Below are 20,104 nucleotides of genomic sequence, written 5' to 3'. Positions count from 1 at the left end.
TATGAAACTGGATATTATCGGTGATATACACGGCTGTTATGAAGAACTGCAAGCATTAACAGAAAAGCTTGGCTATACATGGGATTTAGGCTATCCCGTTCATCAAGAGAACAGATTGCTTGCCTTTGTCGGGGATTTAACAGACAGAGGTCCTAACTCTCTGCGTGTGATAGAGGTTGTTTGCACACTTATTGAAAAAAAACTTGGATATTATGTGCCAGGAAATCACTGCAACAAGCTTTACCGTTATTTTTTAGGAAGAAAGGTGCAAATTAAGCATGGATTGGAAACAACAGTAGAAGAATTGGAGAGCTTGAAAAAAAAGGACAGGGAAATTATCAAAAACAAGTTCATGAAGCTGTATGATCATTCTCCTTTATACCATGTACTTGATGGTGGAAAGTTAGTTATTGCCCATGCAGGGATTAAGGAAGATTATATTGGCAAGCATTCTGAGAAGGTAAAAACATTCGTTCTTTATGGTGATATTACGGGAGAAAGCCATCCTGACGGTTCACCAGTCCGACGGGATTGGGCTAAATCTTATACAGGAAAAGCAGCGATTGTCTACGGACATACTCCTGTTAAAGAGGTGCGTGCCATTAACAATACTTATAATATTGATACAGGAGCTGTTTTTGGTGGACATTTATCCGCACTAAGCTACCCTGAAATGACTGTTCAATCGGTTTCTTCTGCAATGCCTTATATAGCAGAGAAATTCCGGACATTTGATTAGCATAAATAAAGGGGATGGCACAACAAAATAAGCCTATCTAAACAAGAATAATAAAATTTCATCTAACTTTGAAACAATAAAAATAGAATATGGCTTTAAAATTAGTTCGTTTCATTGCGCTCTCGTCCCACTCGCTTTCCGCGGGGAGGAAGCTGAGCCTCCTCGTCTTCGCCTGCGGGGTCTATAGCCTTTCCTCTATTTCCCGCAGGAGTCGAGTGTCCTCCGCTCCATTCCACTAAGATTATTTATTATTTTATTTAAACGAAAACATAAAAAACCAAACTTTTTATCAATAAATAATAAAAATAGTTCGGTTTTTATGCGAATTTACATATTTATGTCCCAGCCTGGTTATTTAATGTAAATAACCTTTTCATATCCTCAGGAAGGCTGACGGAAAATTCCATTTCCTGCTGTGTGATTGGATGGATAAAAGCAAGTCTTGAGCAGTGCAGCGCCTGCCTTCCTAACTTATGGCGTGAACCGCCATATAAATCATCTCCAATTAATGGATGGCTTATATAAGACATATGTACACGAATCTGATGTGTTCTGCCAGTCTCTAAAGACAGCTCAACAGCGGCAAAATCAGACAGCTGAGTTAGCACGTTGTAATGAGTAATGGCTGTCTGCCCGTCCTCTCTTACTTCCCTTTTAATGATGCTGTCTCCACACCTGCCGATAGGCGAATTGATGGTGCCGCTCTTATTGGAGAACAACCCTTCTGCTAACGCTGTATAATGTCGTTTGACCAAGCGGGCCTTCTGTTGTTCACTCAAAAGATGATGAACATGACGATGCTTCGCAATAAGGACCATCCCCGATGTATCTCTATCAAGCCTCGTGACAATATGTGTTGTTGCTGCAATGCCTTTTTTCACATAGTAGCCGAAAACAGCATTCGCAAGGCTGCCGGAAGGGTGCTCTCTTGAAGGAATGGTGTTCATCCCGCTCGGCTTTTCCACGATAAGAAGATAGTCATCTTCATATATAATATTCAGCGGTATTTCTTCGGGAAGCAAGCCCTCACTCGGCTTCTCAACAGGGAATAATACTGAAATCCGATCGCCTCTTTTCACCATATAACGGACATTCTGCTCCACCTCATTGACAGTAATCCTGCCGCCCTTGAACTTGATATCCGTCAGAGCAGACTTAGAGATGGACCTTTCTTTCAGAAACTCCTTCAGCATTATCTTCCCGTCTTCTTCCATAACCCAGTCTAGCTTAAATGTCACATGCCTTGCACTCCTAATTCTATTCTGAGATGAAAGAGTCATGAACCCTTTTCCAGAAAGGGAATGACCGATATCTCGCAAACCGTATTTTTTCTTCGGCAACTCGATAATGAATCGATTTAACCTTTTTATGCAATAATGTCAAATGATCGATGGAGATACGAAAATCAGGCTCATTGACAGGTCTCAGCACACAAGTATGATGCTCAGGAATGATGAGCGGTGAGCCGACTGTCCGGAAAACACGGTTATTAATAGAAGCCATTTCAGCCAATTGAATGGCTCTGATAGACGGGTGCAGCAGCGCTCCCCCTAAAGCCTTATTGTACGCCGTGCTGCCGGAAGGAGTAGATACACATAGTCCATCTCCTCTAAACCGTTCAAAATGCTCTCCTCTGATTTCTACATCCATAACAAATGTGCCGTCAATGCTTTTTACAGTAGATTCATTCAAGGCAAGATATCGTGTTTCCTTATCTTCATCCTGATACTGAACAGTCACTTCAAGCAATGGATATTCGACTACACTGTATGGTGTTTTAGCAATAGCAATAACAAGCTTTTCAATTTCATCAGGCGTCCAGTCTGCATAAAAGCCGAGATGGCCTGTGTGAACACCGACAAATGCGGTTTTATCCAAGCGGCTGCTGTAGCGGTGGAATGCATATAAAAGCGTGCCGTCACCGCCGACTGAAATGACGATATCTGGCTCTTCCTCCTCATACTCCAGCTCAAAATCCAATAAATATTGCTTTAACCGCTGTACTAAATTATCCGACTTTGAATCACCTTTTGAGGTTACGGCAAATTTCATTTTCGATTAGCTCCTCTTTGAAATGATTTCCATCATTTTTTCCTGTCTTTCTGCTCCTTTTTTCGATTGAAAAAGGCTTGTGCTTCCTGAATCTCCCCTCGGATCAGCGACATTTCCTTATCCAGGCGGAATGCAGCTTCGGCAGCTCCTTGAAGTCTCATTTGGATGTCCTTCGGGAATTGCCCTTTATATTTATAGTTAAGCGAATGTTCAATCGTTGCCCAAAAGTTCATGGCAAGCGTCCTAATCTGTATTTCCATCAGGAGTTTTTTCTCTCCGTTGATTGTTTGCACCGGATAGCTAATAACGACATGATAGGAACGGTAGCCGCTCTCTTTTCGGTGGAGAATATAGTCTCTTTCCTCCACAATTTCAAAATCATTGCGAGCCCTTAATAATTCTACTACTCTTATAATATCGTCAACAAACGGACACATCATACGCAAGCCGGCAATATCCTGCATTTCTGTTCCTAATTTGTCTAAAGGTATACCCTTTTCATTGGCCTTATCAAGAATGCTTGCAATCGGCTTTACTCTTCCTGTGACAAATTCAATCGGAGAATGCTCCTCTTCATGCTCAAACTGTCTCCTCATGCCCTTTAACTTAACTTTCAGTTCATCAACCGCTTGTTTATAAGGGGCTAAAAATTGCTCCCACTGCATATATAACACCCCATTTTAAATAGGTTTCTTCTATTATGTACGTCGGTTTATATTATGAAAAAACGGCTGTTACACTAGCCTCCATCTCTTCTCCATAATTGCCGTTGCCTTCAATATTATCAATTAAGTATTCCATTTCCTCTTTCCATTCAGCCAATTCAAGGTTATTCTGTCCGTTTGACAAATACACCGGTAATTCGGCCTCTAAGCCTTTCTTTAAGCTCGGCCAAATATCTTTGCCGAGTACAATATATACGTACTGATCCCCTTTTTCAGCTAAATATATAAAGGCGAAAGCGTCAGAATCAACTAAGATCTGCCCCTTTGCAGAAAGCTCGTTAACCGGATAGCTTTCTTCCACTTTCAAGATTAAATTAGATTCAGTCATTTCTGCGTTTAGCACTTGTAGTTTTTCTTTCATTTTTTCACCCTCCAACTATGCACTATTTTACCACATTGGATAAATTTATCCTAAACATTGCAGTCAGAAACAAACAAAGAGATAATATCTATTAGAACCTTGCCTTAAGACCGTTTAAGGCATAAAAGTTAAACAGCCGGGAAAGGAATTTGGATGATGGAGAAAAACATTGAAATAGAATTTAAAAATATGCTGACTAAAGAAGAATACACCAATTTGCTTGAACATTATCAAGTCAAAGAAAATGAGTTATTTAAACAAGAAAACCATTATTTTGACACGGCAGATTTCGCCTTGAAAGAACGCAGCTCTGCACTGCGAATCCGCAAAAAACAGGCTGGCTACGAGTTGACGTTAAAGCAGCCCCATGAGGACGGGCTGCTTGAAACGAACAAGCAGCTGTCTGCAGAAGCTGGCGAGGAAATGATTCAGACAGGCCGAATTTTGGATGAACAGTTTGCAGCACTTTTGCTGGCCTTAGGTATTGCACCAGAAAAGATTCATTATTTTGGTTCTCTCACTACTATCCGAGCAGAAAAAGAAACTGGAAATGGTTTACTAGTTTTCGATCACAGTTTTTATTTAAATATAGAAGATTATGAGTTAGAATATGAAGTAAGCGATAGAAAAGAAGGACAGGCATATTTCCAACAGCTCCTTCAATCCTTTCAAATACCTGTAAGAAAGACCAAAAATAAAGTTAGAAGATTTTACGAGCAAAAATATAAGAACGGAATTTAAATAGATAACTCAGTTTACCAGTCATATGGAGGAACTACATGAAAATAGATCAATTAAAAGTTTTATTTGAATTGCAAGCATTACAGAACATGTCAACTGCAGGAACTGCTGACAGCTCTTCTTCAAATAATTTATTTCAAGAACTGCTCGGCAGTTTTTCATCGAGCGGGACAGGTGCTGCTGACAGCATCATGCAGAATACACTAGGCAGCTACGCCGGCATTAGTAGTGCAGCCAGCTCAAATCTAATGCAGACAAGTGCAACAAGCTCCCTGCTTCCTATCAGCTTAACTAAATTAGCGAAAAGTGATTCGGGCAGCAATGGAGATTTTGATGATATTATTCAAAAGGCTGCTGCTAAATACGGTGTTCCTGAAAAACTGATCAGTTCTGTTATTAAAGTGGAATCCAACTTTAATCCAAACGCGACAAGCTATGCCGGCGCATCAGGCTTAATGCAATTGATGCCTGCAACTGCCAGAGGTTTGGGAGTTAATAACACTTATGATCCTGAGCAGAACATTATGGGAGGCACTAAGTACTTGAAGCAAATGCTTACAAAGTATGATGGCGATGTCAGCCTTGCTCTAGCTGCATATAATGCAGGACCAGGCAATGTAAACAAATATGGAGGAATTCCTCCATTTAAAGAAACACAAAACTATGTCGCAAAAGTGACACAGCATTATACAGCATAACAATTTTACTTGCAGGCCGACATTCACCGGCCTGCTTTCTTACACTTTTATCCGGTACTTGTTAGTGGATATTTTTTTATGAAAAAATGACGCTGTAAATTAAACAGGCATAAACCGGAAAATGTGATAATAAAGTTTTACAAGCTATTTATTTGTACAATGAAAAGACCATTGGTAAAATAGCATTAAGTTATTTTTTATCATATAAAAAGGAATAATTCATATTCTTTTCCTTAAAGTCCTATTATTTCAAACAAAAAGGAGTTTTAAAGATGGTCAATAAAATGCCTACTCCATATGATGTTATTGGGGAAAAAACGCTTAGCAATCTTGTTGACGCATTTTATGAGCGTGTTGGCAAACACCCCGATTTAGCTCCTATCTTTCCAGATGATTTAACAGAAACTGCAAGAAAACAAAAGCAGTTTCTTACACAATATTTAGGAGGGCCGCAAATATACACAGAAGAACACGGCCATCCTATGCTTAGGGCCCGGCATTTGCCGTTTCCCATTACGGAAAAGCGTGCAAAAGCATGGCTGTCCTGTATGAGTGAAGCAATGGATGAAGTTGAGCTAGACGACTCCATTCGTGAAGGACTTTTTTCAAGACTTGCTTTGACAGCAAAACACATGATTAATTCGGAGGAAAACTAAAGATAAAGGTGATTAAACATGATTGAAAAAGATTTGTCTACATCCATCCCGAAAACAGCCGATGACAATTGCCCTGATAGCAAACCCCTTGAAATATACATGTTTGTCGATCCTTTATGTCCTGAATGTTGGGCTTTAGAGCCTATCATTAAAAAGCTTCAGATTGAATACGGCCAGTATTTTTCCTTAAAGCATGTTTTGAGCGGAAGATTAGCCACATTAAACATGAATAAAAAGAAGAAATACGAAAATATCGCTGAACTTTGGGAACAAACAGCGAGCAGAACAGGAATGTCATGCGACGGTTCGCTCTGGTTCGAAAATCCCATTGTCTCTCCATATTTGGCTTCAATCGCATTAAAAGCAGCTGAATTACAAGGCCGTAAATGCGGCATCCGTTTTTTAAGAAAACTGCAAGAAATGCTCTTTCTTGAAAAGCAAAATATTGCTACATTTGACGTGCTGAAAAATTGTGCGGCAAGCGTCGGCTTGGATGTTGTTGAGTTTATTTCCGATATTCACTCAACAAGTGCTGCGAAAGCTTTCCAATGCGATTTAAAAATTACTTCTGAAATGGAAGTTTCCGAAATCCCGACATTGGTTTTCTTTAACGAAAACATTGAGGAGGAAGGAATAAAGGTTACTGGCTATTATCCTTATGAGGTATATGTACAAATTATTGAAGAAATGCTTCAAATCGTCCCAGAAAAAGCAGATCCTCCCCCATTGGAATCTTTCTTAAAATGCTTTAACCTTGTTGCTTCTAAAGAGCTTTCTGTTGTTTATAACAAGTCTATCCAAGAGATGGAAAAGGAAATGAAAAAGCTGCAGCTTAAACAGTTAGTAGAGCAGATTCCTGCAAAGTATGGAATGTTTTGGAAATATATTGGATAAATAAATAAATGATGACATAAAAAAAGGGCTTGCTGTCTCAAGGCAAGGCCTTTTTTTATTAATTAACAAAGGGGATGGGAGAAATTTTTCACGGTCAAACAAAGGGGTATAAGTTTATTTGTGATTAATTTCACAACATAATAATATCATATTATCATTATCCTTATCAATAAGTTTGTATATTTGTTCACAAAATAGACAAACTTTCATAACTAATGATGTAGAAACATACATTATTGACAGGCTAGCATTGATCTTAATGAAAGGAGATGAGTTAACATGAAGGCAATTATCCCTGTATCCCTGCTGCTTTGCATCTTGTTTGCATTCTTTTTGAATATTCTCGGGCTTATGCATATAATCCCCCTTTATATAAGCTCACCGCTTTTGTTTATCGCGCTCTTTCTATTTTTGTCGTTTATGAACAATCGCAAGAAGTTTAAAGGATTTCATAAGTAAAAAGGCATGCGGCTAAATAGCCGCATGCCTTAAACATTAAGAAAGCAGACTTTCCATTTCGTTGAGCTTTTGTTCAAATACTTTGCAAGCCTCTCTGATTGGGTCCTTGCTTGTCATATCAACTCCAGCTTTTTTCAGCACTTCAATTGGATAGTCGGAGCTTCCCGCTTTCAAGAAATCAATATAGCGATCCACTGCCGGCTTGCCTTCTTCAAGAATTTGTTTGCTTAAAGCTGTTGCTGCACTGTAGCCTGTCGCGTATTGGTACACATAGTAATCATAATAGAAGTGAGGAATTCTTGACCATTCTAAGCCGATTTCCTCATCAATAATGATATCTTCCTCGCCGTAATACTTTTTGTTTAGCGCATAGTACTCGGAAGTAAATAAATCAGCTGTCAATGCTTCGTTATTTTGCGCCTTTTCATGAATAAGGTGCTCAAACTCTGCGAACATAGTCTGACGGAATACAGTACCTCTGAAGCCTTCTAAATAATGGTTCAGCAAGTATAAGCGCTCTTGTTCATCTGTGATTGTTTTTAGCATATAATCGTTCAGCAATGCTTCATTGCATGTAGACGCAACCTCTGCGACAAAAATCGAATAATTTCCATACGGGTACGGCTGTGATTTTCTTGTATAATAGCTGTGAACAGAATGTCCGAATTCATGAGCCAAAGTAAACAGGTTATTCACATTATCCTGCCAGTTCATTAGGATATATGGATTGGTGCCGTATGTTCCTGATGAATAAGCTCCGCTTCTTTTCCCTTTGTTCTCGTGAACGTCAACCCATCGGTTTTCAAAGCCTTCTTTCAGAATGGATAAATACTCCTCTCCTAGCGGTGCAAGTCCTTTAAGGATATGTTCAGTAGCTTCTTGATAGCTGATCTCCATTTTCACATCCTTAACAAGCGGAGTATACAAGTCATACATATGAAGCTTCTCAAGACCAAGTACCTTTTTACGAAGCTTTACATAACGATGCAGCAATGGTAAATACTCATTGATTGTTTCCACAAGGTTTTCATATACCTGTTCAGGAATATTGTTAGCTGCAAGAGCTGCATGCCGTGCTGATTTATAATTTCGCACTCTTGCATTAAATGTATGGTTTTTTACTGTTCCGGATAATGTAGATGAAAACGTATTTTTGAATTTCCCATACGTATCATAAACCGCTTTAAACGCATCATGACGCACACGTTGATCTGCACTTTCCAAAAAGCGTGAATAGCGGCCATGTGTAACTTCCACATCTTCCCCATTCTCATCTTTAATGCTCGGGAATTCTATATCCGCATTATTAAGCATGCCGAATGTATTGCTAGATGCATCCAATACTTCAGATGCTTGGGCAAGAAGTGCTTCTTGATCTGCTGAAAGAACATGCGGACGCTGAAGGTTAATTTCCTCCAATGATTGTTCGTACAGGCGCAATTCTTCCTTCTCCTCAAGAAAACCCTTTATGATTGCTTCATCAATAGATAGAAGTTCTGGGACAATGTATGCGAGTTCACTCGCACTTTGTGCATATAAATTTTTTATCCGACTGTCCAGGCCTTGATAAAAGCCATTTGTTGTATCCTGATCATATCGCATATGTGCATATGTATATAATTTACCTAAACGGCTTAAAAGCGTATCCTGATATTGAAGCGCTTCGTACAAAACATCCGCACTTTCTGCAAGCTTTCCTTGATAGTCCCCTGCTTTTTTCGAGAGGGCCGTCACCTCTTCAAATTCTTTATTCCAGTCATCATCAGATGCGAAGATGTCTTCCAGTCTCCATGTGTCTTCCGTTCGAACTTCATTACGTAAAGGCAGTTTTTTTACAGTTGTTTCATTAGACATGTAAATCCTCCAATCTTTCCTTCGGATTTCGAAAAAATTTTCCTACCCGATATTTTCTATCTATTATAACTAAATTCCTGCTCATTTTTAAACTTTTGTGATTTACTAAGCTTATCATATGTAGCTTTGCTGTATTTCATTAATGATTTTTCCGTTTGGCTATTATTATTGTAAACTCCCTCCTTTTAACCTTAAATAAAAATCCTCCTCGTGTTTTGCCAGGGAGTCTGAGCTAAGGCAAGCTTCCTCACTGCTTGTAAAAAAATCTGGCCGAATCTCTTCTATCACCTTCATTTTCACAAGCACTGTTAAGTAATCATTAACTGTATTCCTCCAATTACTGTCTATAATATTGGGAAGATTGCGGACTGTGATGTCCCCCCTTTTTATTCTGCTTAGAAAAGCATCATAAACTTTATGAAGAGAAACAATTTTTCTAGCTGGCAGAAAACAGTCAATATACAAATATGCCTGCCAGATTAAAGGAGGAGTTAACAGTTTAATTCCTTCTTTCAAGGGAATGCCAATGAATGGCGGTATAACATGCGGATGCAAACCACTTTTGTAGAGATATCGCAAAAAACGGTCATTCTCGTTTGAATGATAATGTATATGGTTATTCTTTTGTTTTTGAATGGCAGATTGCCAATCACTGTATGGAAAATTGCTGCTAAGATTTATTGTTTGTTCACGGAGGGTGACAGCAGCTAGTGGAAGCTTGTTAATAGAGGTAATAAATTTCTCTTTAGAAATGGGAATCGGGTTATCCATAATATAGAAGGATTTTTGGTATGGACAGTAAGCTGGGAGGATATATTTGCCCTTAAATGGAACAAGGAATGAGGATTGAAAAGCAGAAAATCGGGAGAAGCTCTTAGAACGTTTCACATTTTTATAACCTAATATCCAGATCGGCTGGTACTTTTCTTTTCGATATTGCTTTGTCCGTTTTTGCAAGCAGGACACTGGTATGGAAGAACATTGAAATTCTATGACATAATAAGAATTGTCCCACATGACACCAATATCTCCTCTTTGCTTAATGGACGGAAAATACGGCTCTAGTACTGGATTTAATCCTAAATCCTTCAATCTATTATAAATCTGCAGCTTTCCGTGCAAATGATAAGATGATTCCTGCTCACTGCTTCCACTGCAGGATACATCCTTACGGTGAGCAAAATGAGGCAGCCTTTTCTCTCCGTTCTTTAACACAACCACACTTCGGCATGCTGGACAATAGAATATGCTGTTTCTTTTTTCTGCCTGAAGCTCCTTTTTCTCTTTAAAATCCAAGGCGCAAACGATGCTTCCGTCCTTATTTAACGCAGTAAACAATAGACTGCCACGCTCCTTTGAAAAATGAAATTTTACAATTAATCACAAAACAACTGAAGGCTCCTCCCTTATAAAAGGGGAGATAGAAGCCTTGATGTTGATTCGAGGATGCGGAAACCGACATGTCTTTTCCCGAATGAATCTATTTCAAGCTGCACAGCATCTTCCAAATCCTTCAAATAGATATCTGCCAGCTTTTTAGTGCTGTGGGTTTTGTATAAAAAGGCGCTTACTTCAAAGTTTAAGTGGAAGCTGCGCATATCCATATTGCATGTCCCTATGGAAGCTATTTCATTATCTACGATTAACAGCTTGCTGTGCATAAAGCCTTTTTCATACTCATAAATACGCACACCTGCCTCAAGCAGCTCAGGAAAATACGATCGGGATGCATGAAATACAATGCGCTTATCCGGCTTATTAGGAACAAGGATGCGTACATCAATGCCGCTCAATGAAGCAATCTTAATGGCAGAAAGGATGTCCTCATCAGGAATAAAATAAGGGCTTGCAATCCAGATTGATTTCGTTGCAGATGTCATCATCGAAAAAAAGATACTTTTGATGACACTCCATTCATTGTCAGGACCGCCGGCAATCAGCTGCACCCCGCCATGTGTGTTTTCTTCCGTAATCGGTGTTAGATAATCATTTGTCAAAAAGCTGCTATTCGTCATATAATACCAATCCTGCAAAAATATCAGCTGTAGCGACCGGACCGCTTCTCCTTTCACCAAAAGGTGCGTGTCCCTCCAAAAGCCAATCGACTGATTTTTCCCTAGGTATTCATCACCTATATTGAGTCCACCGACAAATCCGATATTTCCATCAATAACGATAATTTTCCTGTGATTGCGAAAGTTAAACTTGCTGTTAAGTACCGGAAATTTAACTGGACCAAATGCAACAATCTCAATTCCAGCTTGCCGCATTTCATTAATATAGCGCTTCGAAAGCTGCCATGATCCGACTGCATCGTAAAGGAATCTTATTTTCACCCCTTGGTTCGCTTTCTCGATTAGGACATCCTTTATTTGCTGGCCAATGTCGTCATGCCTCACGATATAGTATTCAAGGTGAATATGATGCTCTGCTTTTTTCAACTCAGCTAATATGGAGGAAAACGTTTCATCTCCATTTGTGAGGATAGTGGAAGAAGTGCCGAATGAAATGGGGCTGTTGCCGATTTTTTCTGCTAGCCGGAACAAATTTTGCTGATGAAGATCCATTTCCTTTTGCCTTTCTTCTGTTCCAGTGCCAATTTCTCTTTCAATTCGCAAAAATGCCTGTTTATCAAGAAAATACTTTTTACGATAAATTCTTTCTTTTCGATAATTACGTCCAAACAGGAGATAAAATATAAAGCCGACAACGGGAAAACTGCCAAGAACAACAAGCCATGTCAGTGTTTGTGTAGGATGCCTGTTTTCAAAGAAGATGACAAAGCCGATAAATATCACACAAAGACTTATAATTAAGCTAAGCTGTCCAATAATTCCGCCCTTAACGGTAATAAAAAAATTAAAAACATACACGAATATGCCTGCGGCTCCTAAAAATATTCCCAGCCTTGCTGTATGATTCATGTTAAACACCTGCCATCATTGCAATTATGTATACGCCCTATGTGAGAAAAAATTAAATGAAAAATAAAAAGCCTGTTCTCCTGTAAGGTGAAACTCACCATTACAATTTCTACTATATAGATAATCCATGACTATATATAGACTTTATAATGTGAATTTCTTGCCTTACCATTAAACAGGCTCTTTATTTATTTAATGAAAGTATTTTCTTAGCTCCATAAATACTTCGTCTTCTATGATTGCTTTGCCGTATTCTTCAACAACATGTATGGTTGTCTGCGTTTCTTGTCCATACTCAAGTAGGATGCTCAACGCATTGTCGACTTCTTCTTCATCCGTTTCTTCATCAAGAAACTGTACATACAAAAAGTATTCGTTCTTGTATGTGTAAAGTTTTGTATCGATTCCTTCCAGTCCATGAAGTTTGCTGAGGGAAATTAAGTCTTCAAATTCCTTAAAAGCAATAAGGAATTCAAGGTTTTCCCCAAAGTCATCGTCTCCATCCTTGACTGTGAAGTGCTGATCCATTAAATCTTCAAAGCGGTCATCCAATGGCAGATCCTTCAGCTTGTCTTCCGGAATGGAGATTTCGAATTTCTGACCGTCTTTTGACAGCTGTGCTCTTGTCACAAGTATTTCAAGTCCTTTATCCAATGCTTGAACTTGAATCCATAACGGCCCATCCAAAATAAAATCTTCCTCTTGATGAACTTCGTCCATCATCTCCCAAAAAAGCTCTTCGCTTCTTTCTCGGTTATACCATATTTCCTCCCGCTTAAAACCGCGTTCTTCTATATCAATATACGAAATATAAAACTTAACTGTATGATCATTAATACGTTCAATTTCCATTTTGCAACACTCCCTTCAAGCTATAATGGAAGGGACTAAACCCCCATACAGATATTCGTTTTATCCCATGTTTCATTTTTTAAAATAGAAGGTCAACTGCTATTGTACCTTGTACTTTATATTTTATGACAAAACCGCTTTAAATGGAATTAAAATATCCTGAAATCAGCAAAAACCAATGTATGCCTATATTCACGGTTATTTAAACGGTTTTTGCCTAAGTAAGGAGATTCTTTTTATAAGCGTATTCACTTCAAGCTATATTTAGTATTATTACCTCAGGAATTTAATTTCAAACCAAATTCCTTTTAAGGAGCTTGGACTTTTCCTACTATAGAAAAAAAGGTCTGACTATACTGTTCCACAATTATTGCAGAGCAGCTTTCTAGCCAGACCTATATATTATTATTTAATAATCAATTTAGTTCACTAGACGCTGTGCTTCACGCAATTGGAATGTTCTAACTTTCCTTGGTAGGAAGCGGCGTATTTCATCTTCATTATAACCAACCTGAAGCCTTTTTTCGTCCAGTATAATCGGACGGCGCAGTAATCCTGGGTTATCCTTAATTAACTCAAACAAGTTTTGTAAAGGCATTGTTTCAAGATTAACATTCAGCTTCTGGAATGTTTTGCTTCTTGTAGAGATAATCTCATCTGTACCGTCTTCAGTCATACGAAGAATCTCTTTGATTTCCTCAATGGATAACGGCTCTGAAAAGATGTTTCTTTCTTTATAAGCAATCTCATGTTCCTCTAACCATGCTTTTGCTTTTCTGCAGGATGTACAACTTGGTGAAGTGTATAATGTTACCATTTTACAAATTCACACTCCCTTTATTTAGACATGTATTTAGACCACTAGTTAATTCAAATAAATACTTGAGTATGTTATATTCTTAAATTGTAATTAATTTAATCAAGTAATTTATATTAATTATTATACACCAATTATAAGTAATTTGGTATAGTTTTTTTTAATATCATTTGTTTAGGTTTATTTAGAGTTGCTTTTTCTTTTAATATGCAGCCCATTTCAGTGTTTACGCCAATGATCACCCGCCCTTTTTCCTTATTTCCCAGTAAATTTTTGAGAATTTCAGGCTATTTAAATTGCTTACTATTATAGACGATTGAGATGTAAAAAGGTTTCATTTTTTTTAGGCGCATTTGTTTTTCTTTTATTTTTCCTGTTCTTAGTGTAAGTACCCGTTTGTCCCATTACATAAACCTCTTTTATCCATTCTCAATTAAGAATCAGTTATTGAAAATAAGATAGAAACATACATACGCTTTCCATCTGTTTTCAATTATAGTCAAATTTCGTCAAATATATCTCGCTTCTCTTTATCCTCATCAAATTGGACTGCTTGTTCAACCGGATCGTATGACTGTCCATAAAAATCACTGTCACGATACGTATGGATTTTTTCGTATGTTCTTACTAGTGCATCATACACCAGTTCTTCAGATTCATTAGTTGGTGACCAGTACAGTATTTCCATTACATTAACTTCTTTTGTTGCTAAAGATCTTCTTCTGTAGCCAATTGTCTTGGCGTGCTGGAAGCCTTCTCTTTTGTAAAACTTCAAGCGTTTTTTTGTATCTGAATCTTTATAGTTAACTGGTTCTACTTCCAAAATAATCGGTTTGCCCTTTTCTTTAAGTTTTTCTAACAGTTTATGCCCTAAACCTTGTCCTCTCGACTCTCCAGAAACAAACAGATAATCAATGAAAATAAAATCCTCCACTTCCACATACATCAATACATGGTGTTTCCCTTCATCCTTATGATAAATTTCTGGAAAATCTGCTAATAAGGCTTCCATATGTTCTTGTGATTTCATCTCTTCTATCGGAAAATACTCATTTAATTTCTCATACCAATGCATATTGAAAAACTCCTATCTTTTCTTTGATTCCGCCGGTTTGTAATTCACGTTGCTTGTATACTTACAGCCTGCGTTCCAGAGAAGGAACTCTTTCACTCCATTTGCGTATAAAGCGTCAATTTGAGCTTCCACTTGCTTTTTTCCGTAAGGCTGATAATTTCCCTTTCCTAAATAAACAGCAGTGAAGTCTTGAATCCATGGCCGGGAAATTGGTGGATTGCGCAAACTTGTCAGCTTTTGCTTCTCTACTTTCATGTACGCGTCTACAAGGCGGTATGGTTCAAGGTCAGGCTTTTTTATTCCAAAATAAGGACCCCAATGACTTGGATAAATCATGCTTGAAATAACATCAACATTTTTGCTGATTTCTGTGAAGTTCTGACCAATGCCAGGAGCTTCTTCCAGTGTTGCCGCATAGCCGAATATATCCACAGAAACTTTTACATGATACGGCTTAAGCTTTTCCTTCGCATATTTAACAAAGTCAGATACTGCTTTTACCCTTCTTTGCCCTTCACTTATATTCAGTTTCCCATAATCACCTTTAGAATAACTTAAATTAGCGCCTTTTTTTTCAAAACCTTCAGGAAAACGGACATAATCGAACTGAACTTCTTGAAATCCTAGCTGTGCTGCCTCTATTGCTGCTGCTACATTATAGTCCCAAACATCCTTCACAAAAGGGTTAATAAAGGCTTCATTACGCTCATTTTTCCAAACCTTTTCGCCATTTCTGAATGTCCACTCTGGTTTTTGCTGTGCCAGATGACTGTCCTTGAAAACAACAATTCTTGCAATTGGATAGATGCCTGCTTTCTCCAATTTTTTTAGCATGGCGGGGATACTTTTCACTTTATTAGAACCTGCGTTTGCTAACGATGAAGCTTTTGTTGGCTTATAAACGAGCTTTCCGCTGTCCTCCTTAAAATCAATAACCATCGCGTTCAAATCTGTTTGATTCACAAACTGAATTAGCTGATTAAACCGATTGCTGTTTCCTGCCGCACTGCCGCTAACATAAATGCCTCTGACTGCGTCAGGATAAGGAAATGTCAGACTTGTTTTCTTCCTTTCAGAAACTTCTTCAGGAAAACCCTTTAGAAGCTTCTCCGTTTGTTGGTCTGATAACAAATCAGTCTTTTCAGCTCCTGTTGTGTTAGGTATTAACAATAAAGCACATAATGCAAAAGATAAGTAAAAAGTAATGTATTTCATACGACACCTCCACAATCTTTCTTTTATTATGTGCCTGTTTCTATTAATTCATGGTCAAATGTTCTTGCCATTCTCCATTAACTGAAAAAAAAGCAAAAAAAATAACGATCTCAAATCGAGAGATCGTTATGAATTAACTTTTGAATTGCAGTTTATATTGATTATACTCTGCCTCCGAGCAATATACGAAATGTCCTGGTTTTACTTCGCGCATTTTAAGCTCTTCGCCCTCTTTATACTGATGTACAGCAGGATCATACGCTGTTCTTGTACGAGTGCGCTCTGTCTCAGGGTCTGGAAGCGGAATAGCAGACAGCAAGCTCTTTGTATATGGGTGGATAGGATTGTTGTACAGCTCATCAGCAGGAGCTAACTCTACCAGCTTCCCAAAATACATAACGCCAATACGGTCACTAATATATTTAACCATTGAAAGGTCATGGGCAATAAACAAGTATGTTAAGCCTTTTTCTTTTTGCAGCTTTTTCATCAAGTTTACAACCTGAGCTTGGATTGATACGTCAAGTGCAGAGATCGGCTCATCGGCAATGATGAAATCTGGATCTACAGCAAGTGCGCGGGCAATTCCGATACGCTGTCTTTGTCCGCCGGAAAACTCATGCGGATAGCGGTTAGCATGCTCTTTGTTTAACCCAACTGTATTCAGCAGCTCATATACCTTTTCCATGCGTTCTTTTTTGGTTTTCGCTAATCCATGGATATCAATGCCCTCTGCGATAATATCAGCTACCGTCATACGAGGGTTCAAGGATGCATATGGATCTTGGAAAATCATTTGCATTTTACGATTGAATTTCTTCAAATCTGCAGTTGATTTTTTTCCGTGAACATTTTCTCCATTAAATAGAACTTGTCCACTTGTTGCTTCATAAAGGCGAATAATTGATCGGCCTGTCGTACTTTTACCACAGCCGGATTCACCAACTAAACCTAATGTTTCTCCTCTGTAGATATCAAAGGATACACCATCTACGGCTTTTACCAAATTTGGTCTGCCGACATTGAAATGCTGCTTTAAGTCTTTTATTTCAAGTAATTTCTCAGCCATTTCACAAATCCCCCTTCACTAGTACAGGTTTATCAAAGTTAGTGGATAAAGGACGGATTTTCTCCTTCACAGATGCAGGCGGTTCAACAGCTGGAGCATCTGGATGCAGCAGCCAAGATTTCACGAAATGCGTTTCTGAAACCTGATACATTGGCGGCTCTTGCTCATAATCGATTGCAAGGGCATTCGGATTTCTCGGTGCAAACGCGTCACCTACAGGAGGGTTTGTCAAATCAGGTGGTGTTCCTGGAATGGCAGCAAGCTCCGTTTCTCCATCATTATCCAAGCTAGGCATAGACGCAAGCAATCCCCAAGTATATGGGTGTCTTGGATCATAGAATATTTCATCTACTGTGCCCATTTCAACGATTTCACCAGCATACATAACAGCAACACGATCTGCAACATTCGCAACAACACCGAGATCATGAGTGATAAAGATGATGCTTGTATCCATTTTGTTTTGCAATTCCTTCATTAAATCAAGGATTTGTGCCTGAATTGTAACATCCAATGCAGTTGTAGGCTCATCGGCAATAAGCAAGGATGGTCTTGCAGCAAGAGCGATAGCAATCATTGCACGCTGTCTCATACCGCCTGAAAATTCATGAGGGTATTGATTAACCCTTTTTTCTGGCATTGGAATTCCAACAAGCTTCAGCAATTCAATTGCTCTTTCTTTTGCCTTTTCCTTCGAAATATCCTGATGCTTAATAATTACTTCCATGATTTGTGTTCCGATTCTCATCGTTGGGTTCAATGATGTCATTGGATCTTGGAAGATCATGCTGATATCCTTACCGCGGATAGCTTGCATTTCTTTTTCTGTTTTTGGAACAATATCTTGACCCTTAAACAGGATTTGTCCGCCTTTAATTTGACCAGGTGGCATTGGAATCAGCTTCATCAATGTTTGGGATGTTACACTTTTCCCTGATCCTGATTCACCGACGATAGCCAATGTTTCTCCTTTATATAAATCAAAAGAAACACCGCGTACTGCTTGAACTTCTCCTCCATACGTATGGAATGAGACTTTTAAATCTTTTACTTCTAACAATTTTTCCATTTTGCTCACTCCTTACTTACGTAGTCTTGGATCTAGTGCATCACGTATGCCGTCGCCGATTACATTAAATGCAAAGATTGTTAAACAGATAAACAATGCTGGGAAGAATACACGCCATGGGTAGTAGCTCATCGCTGCGATACCATCATTAGCCATTGTTCCCCAACTTGCTAAAGGAGGTGTTAAACCTAATCCTAAATAGCTCAAGAATGCTTCTGTAAAGATAGCATTTGGGATAGTCAAAGTTAATGTTACAAGAATAGGTCCCATTGCATTTGGAATCAAGTGTTTGCCCATGATTCTTGTTAAGCCTGCACCTAAAGTTCTTGAAGCCAAAATATACTCTTGGTTTTTCAATGAAAGCACTTGTCCACGTGTAATACGTGCCATGTTAATCCAACCGGTAATACTCATTGCCAGGATCATTGTTCCTAATCCTTGACCTAAAACTACCATTAATAAGATAACTAGAAGCAAGTAAGGAATTCCGTAAAGTACGTCTGCAATCCTCATCATTACTTCATCGACACGGCCGCCTTTATACCCAGAGATTCCCCCCCAGATTACACCAATTACTAAGTCAATGATAGCAGCTGCAATCCCGATGAATAGAGAGATTTTCGCACCATACCAAATACGAGCGAACATATCACGTCCAAGATCATCTGTACCGAAGTAATGCTCTGCACTTGGAGGCTGGTTTGCTTTCATTAAGTCGTTTTCACGATAATCATATTGTGTAAGAAAAGGTCCCAAAAACGCCATAACAATTAAAATAATTAACAGCACAAGGCCGAACATAGCAAGCTTGTTCTTTCTGAAACGCATAAAAACGTCTTTCCAGAAGGACAGACTCGGTCTGGAAATCGTTTCTGCTTCAGCGCTGCTGTTACCGACAACTTTGAATTTATCTTTTGAAATTTGCTGCATGCTTATTCTCCTTTCTTCCCGCCAGCTAATTTAATGCGTGGATCGATTAGTCCATATAATATGTCGACAAGAAGAACAGATACTAATAGGATAATACTATAGAAAACTGTTACACCCATAATTACTGTATAATCACGGTTACCGATGCTCTTGACGAAATGTGATCCAAGACCTGGTATGCCGAATATTTTCTCAATGACAAAGCTTCCTGTTACAATCCCTGCAGATAGTGGTCCCATATAGGATACTACTGGAAGAATAGCGTTACGGATAGCGTGTTTTACTGTAATAGTAGTTTGGCTCAAGCCTTTTGCTTTTGCCGTTTTAATATAATCATTGCTCAACACTTCAAGCATAGATGATCTTGTAAGTCGGGCAATGAACGCCGTTGGCCCTGCTGCTAATGCGATGGCAGGCAAGACGCTTTGTGAGAATGTTCCCCATCTTGCAACCGGGAACCAGCCTAATTTCATCGCGAATACATATTGTAAAAATGCGGCCATAATAAAGGAAGGAACAGATATTCCGAGTACTGCTATAATCATTGCTGTATAATCCTGCCATTTGTTATGCTTCAATGCAGCAATAATACCAAGTAATACACCAACTGCTAATGCAATAAAGATTGCTTCCATTCCCAGAACTAAGGAAACAGGGAATCCTTCATTGATTAAGTCATTAACTGTTTGGCTCTTATATTTGAATGATGGGCCGAAATCCCATTGTACAATGCGAAGTAAATACTCCCCATATTGGACATACCAAGGGTCGTTTAGTCCATAATGTTCGTTTAAGTTAGCTTCAATTGCCGGTGGCAGCTGTTTCTCTGATGTAAAAGGGTTACCTGGTGCCAACCTCATGAAGAAAAACGTTGCTGTTACAATAAGCAGTAAAGAAAGTAACATAAACAGCAGACGTCTTGTCAAGTACTTTATCATGATTTAAACCTCCAATATTTTCTAATCACCTCTAAT

General features: G+C 38.6%; 21 protein-coding genes. 6 read left to right on the top strand and 15 right to left on the bottom strand.

The features are described 5' to 3' along the window. Window position 1: 1 nt before the first annotated feature. Window positions 2–739 carry a bis(5'-nucleosyl)-tetraphosphatase PrpE gene (gene prpE, locus LXM54_RS18565; protein ID WP_233316737.1) on the top strand — a complete coding sequence of 246 codons (738 nt, stop codon included), beginning with the start codon at window positions 2–4 and terminating at the stop codon, window positions 737–739. Window positions 740–1,074: 335 nt separating this feature from the next. Here the strand turns inward: prpE and LXM54_RS18560 are convergent, their stop codons facing one another. Genes LXM54_RS18560 through LXM54_RS18545 form a run of 4 tightly spaced genes read right to left on the bottom strand, consistent with a single transcriptional unit; the run spans window position 1,075 to window position 3,877 of the window. Beyond that, window positions 1,075–2,019 carry an RluA family pseudouridine synthase gene (locus LXM54_RS18560; RefSeq protein WP_442780507.1) on the bottom strand — a complete coding sequence of 315 codons (945 nt, stop codon included), beginning with the start codon at window positions 2,017–2,019 and terminating at the stop codon, window positions 1,075–1,077. Continuing rightward, window positions 1,997–2,791 carry an NAD kinase gene (locus LXM54_RS18555; RefSeq protein WP_233316735.1) on the bottom strand — a complete coding sequence of 265 codons (795 nt, stop codon included), beginning with the start codon at window positions 2,789–2,791 and terminating at the stop codon, window positions 1,997–1,999. Before LXM54_RS18555 ends, LXM54_RS18560 begins: the two co-directional genes overlap by 23 nt. A gap of 32 nt (window positions 2,792–2,823) precedes the next feature. Beyond that, on the bottom strand, window positions 2,824–3,456 hold the full coding sequence (locus LXM54_RS18550; protein WP_245399842.1) for a GTP pyrophosphokinase: 633 nt from the start codon (window positions 3,454–3,456) through the stop codon (window positions 2,824–2,826). A 52-nt stretch (window positions 3,457–3,508) separates the two neighbouring features. Continuing rightward, complete coding sequence (locus LXM54_RS18545) at window positions 3,509–3,877, bottom strand: hypothetical protein (RefSeq protein WP_233316733.1); 369 nt, start codon at window positions 3,875–3,877, stop codon at window positions 3,509–3,511. Window positions 3,878–4,033: 156 nt separating this feature from the next. Here LXM54_RS18545 and LXM54_RS18540 point away from each other — a divergent pair, with 156 nt between their 5' ends. From LXM54_RS18540 to LXM54_RS18520, 5 genes are all read left to right on the top strand, one after another. Continuing rightward, the gene (locus LXM54_RS18540; protein WP_233316808.1) at window positions 4,034–4,618 is read left to right on the top strand and encodes a CYTH domain-containing protein; all 585 of its coding nucleotides are present in this window, start codon (window positions 4,034–4,036) and stop codon (window positions 4,616–4,618) included. A gap of 38 nt (window positions 4,619–4,656) precedes the next feature. After that, on the top strand, window positions 4,657–5,316 hold the full coding sequence (locus tag LXM54_RS18535; protein ID WP_267913439.1) for a lytic transglycosylase domain-containing protein: 660 nt from the start codon (window positions 4,657–4,659) through the stop codon (window positions 5,314–5,316). 272 nt (window positions 5,317–5,588) lie between these two features. Beyond that, complete coding sequence (locus LXM54_RS18530) at window positions 5,589–5,972, top strand: globin domain-containing protein (protein ID WP_233316732.1); 384 nt, start codon at window positions 5,589–5,591, stop codon at window positions 5,970–5,972. Between the two features lie 18 nt (window positions 5,973–5,990). Then, window positions 5,991–6,866 (top strand): ClpXP adapter SpxH family protein, encoded by an 876-nt coding sequence (locus LXM54_RS18525; RefSeq protein ID WP_233316731.1) that lies wholly within the window; start codon window positions 5,991–5,993, stop codon window positions 6,864–6,866. A gap of 279 nt (window positions 6,867–7,145) precedes the next feature. After that, the gene (locus tag LXM54_RS18520) at window positions 7,146–7,325 is read left to right on the top strand and encodes a hypothetical protein (RefSeq protein WP_233316730.1); all 180 of its coding nucleotides are present in this window, start codon (window positions 7,146–7,148) and stop codon (window positions 7,323–7,325) included. 36 nt (window positions 7,326–7,361) lie between these two features. Here LXM54_RS18520 and pepF read toward each other — a convergent pair whose 3' ends face one another. The 11 genes from pepF to LXM54_RS18465 all read right to left on the bottom strand — a co-directional run bounded on the left by pepF (window position 7,362) and on the right by LXM54_RS18465 (window position 20,068). Further along, the gene (gene pepF / locus LXM54_RS18515) at window positions 7,362–9,179 is read right to left on the bottom strand and encodes an oligoendopeptidase F (RefSeq protein ID WP_233316729.1); all 1,818 of its coding nucleotides are present in this window, start codon (window positions 9,177–9,179) and stop codon (window positions 7,362–7,364) included. A 165-nt stretch (window positions 9,180–9,344) separates the two neighbouring features. Further along, a complete protein-coding gene (locus LXM54_RS18510) occupies window positions 9,345–10,517 on the bottom strand; it encodes a competence protein CoiA (protein WP_233316728.1) in 1,173 nt (390 codons plus the stop codon). Between the two features lie 68 nt (window positions 10,518–10,585). Further along, complete coding sequence (gene cls / locus LXM54_RS18505; protein WP_233316727.1) at window positions 10,586–12,103, bottom strand: cardiolipin synthase; 1,518 nt, start codon at window positions 12,101–12,103, stop codon at window positions 10,586–10,588. A 192-nt stretch (window positions 12,104–12,295) separates the two neighbouring features. Continuing rightward, window positions 12,296–12,955 carry an adaptor protein MecA gene (gene mecA, locus LXM54_RS18500; RefSeq protein WP_233316726.1) on the bottom strand — a complete coding sequence of 220 codons (660 nt, stop codon included), beginning with the start codon at window positions 12,953–12,955 and terminating at the stop codon, window positions 12,296–12,298. Window positions 12,956–13,376: 421 nt separating this feature from the next. Continuing rightward, the gene (spxA, locus tag LXM54_RS18495; RefSeq protein ID WP_233316725.1) at window positions 13,377–13,772 is read right to left on the bottom strand and encodes a transcriptional regulator SpxA; all 396 of its coding nucleotides are present in this window, start codon (window positions 13,770–13,772) and stop codon (window positions 13,377–13,379) included. A 499-nt stretch (window positions 13,773–14,271) separates the two neighbouring features. After that, window positions 14,272–14,847, bottom strand: a complete 576-nt coding sequence (locus LXM54_RS18490) for a GNAT family N-acetyltransferase (protein WP_233316724.1) — start codon at window positions 14,845–14,847, stop codon at window positions 14,272–14,274. A 12-nt stretch (window positions 14,848–14,859) separates the two neighbouring features. Further along, window positions 14,860–16,062, bottom strand: coding sequence for a putative glycoside hydrolase (locus tag LXM54_RS18485; RefSeq protein WP_233316723.1), 1,203 nt, complete (start codon window positions 16,060–16,062; stop codon window positions 14,860–14,862). Between the two features lie 133 nt (window positions 16,063–16,195). Beyond that, window positions 16,196–17,131 carry an ABC transporter ATP-binding protein gene (locus LXM54_RS18480; RefSeq protein WP_233316722.1) on the bottom strand — a complete coding sequence of 312 codons (936 nt, stop codon included), beginning with the start codon at window positions 17,129–17,131 and terminating at the stop codon, window positions 16,196–16,198. A 1-nt stretch (window position 17,132) separates the two neighbouring features. After that, window positions 17,133–18,200, bottom strand: coding sequence for an ABC transporter ATP-binding protein (locus LXM54_RS18475; RefSeq protein WP_245399841.1), 1,068 nt, complete (start codon window positions 18,198–18,200; stop codon window positions 17,133–17,135). A 12-nt stretch (window positions 18,201–18,212) separates the two neighbouring features. Continuing rightward, a complete protein-coding gene (locus tag LXM54_RS18470; RefSeq protein WP_233316720.1) occupies window positions 18,213–19,130 on the bottom strand; it encodes an ABC transporter permease in 918 nt (305 codons plus the stop codon). Window positions 19,131–19,132: 2 nt separating this feature from the next. After that, a complete protein-coding gene (locus LXM54_RS18465; protein WP_233316719.1) occupies window positions 19,133–20,068 on the bottom strand; it encodes an ABC transporter permease in 936 nt (311 codons plus the stop codon). Window positions 20,069–20,104 lie beyond the last annotated feature (36 nt).

Origin of the sequence: Bacillus sp. Au-Bac7, assembly GCF_021341655.1 — a bacterium.
In the GTDB taxonomy this organism is placed as follows: Bacteria; Bacillota; Bacilli; order Bacillales; family Cytobacillaceae; genus Niallia.
Note: the sequence above shows the minus strand (reverse complement) of the source record. Positions and strands in the feature narration are given on the sequence as shown.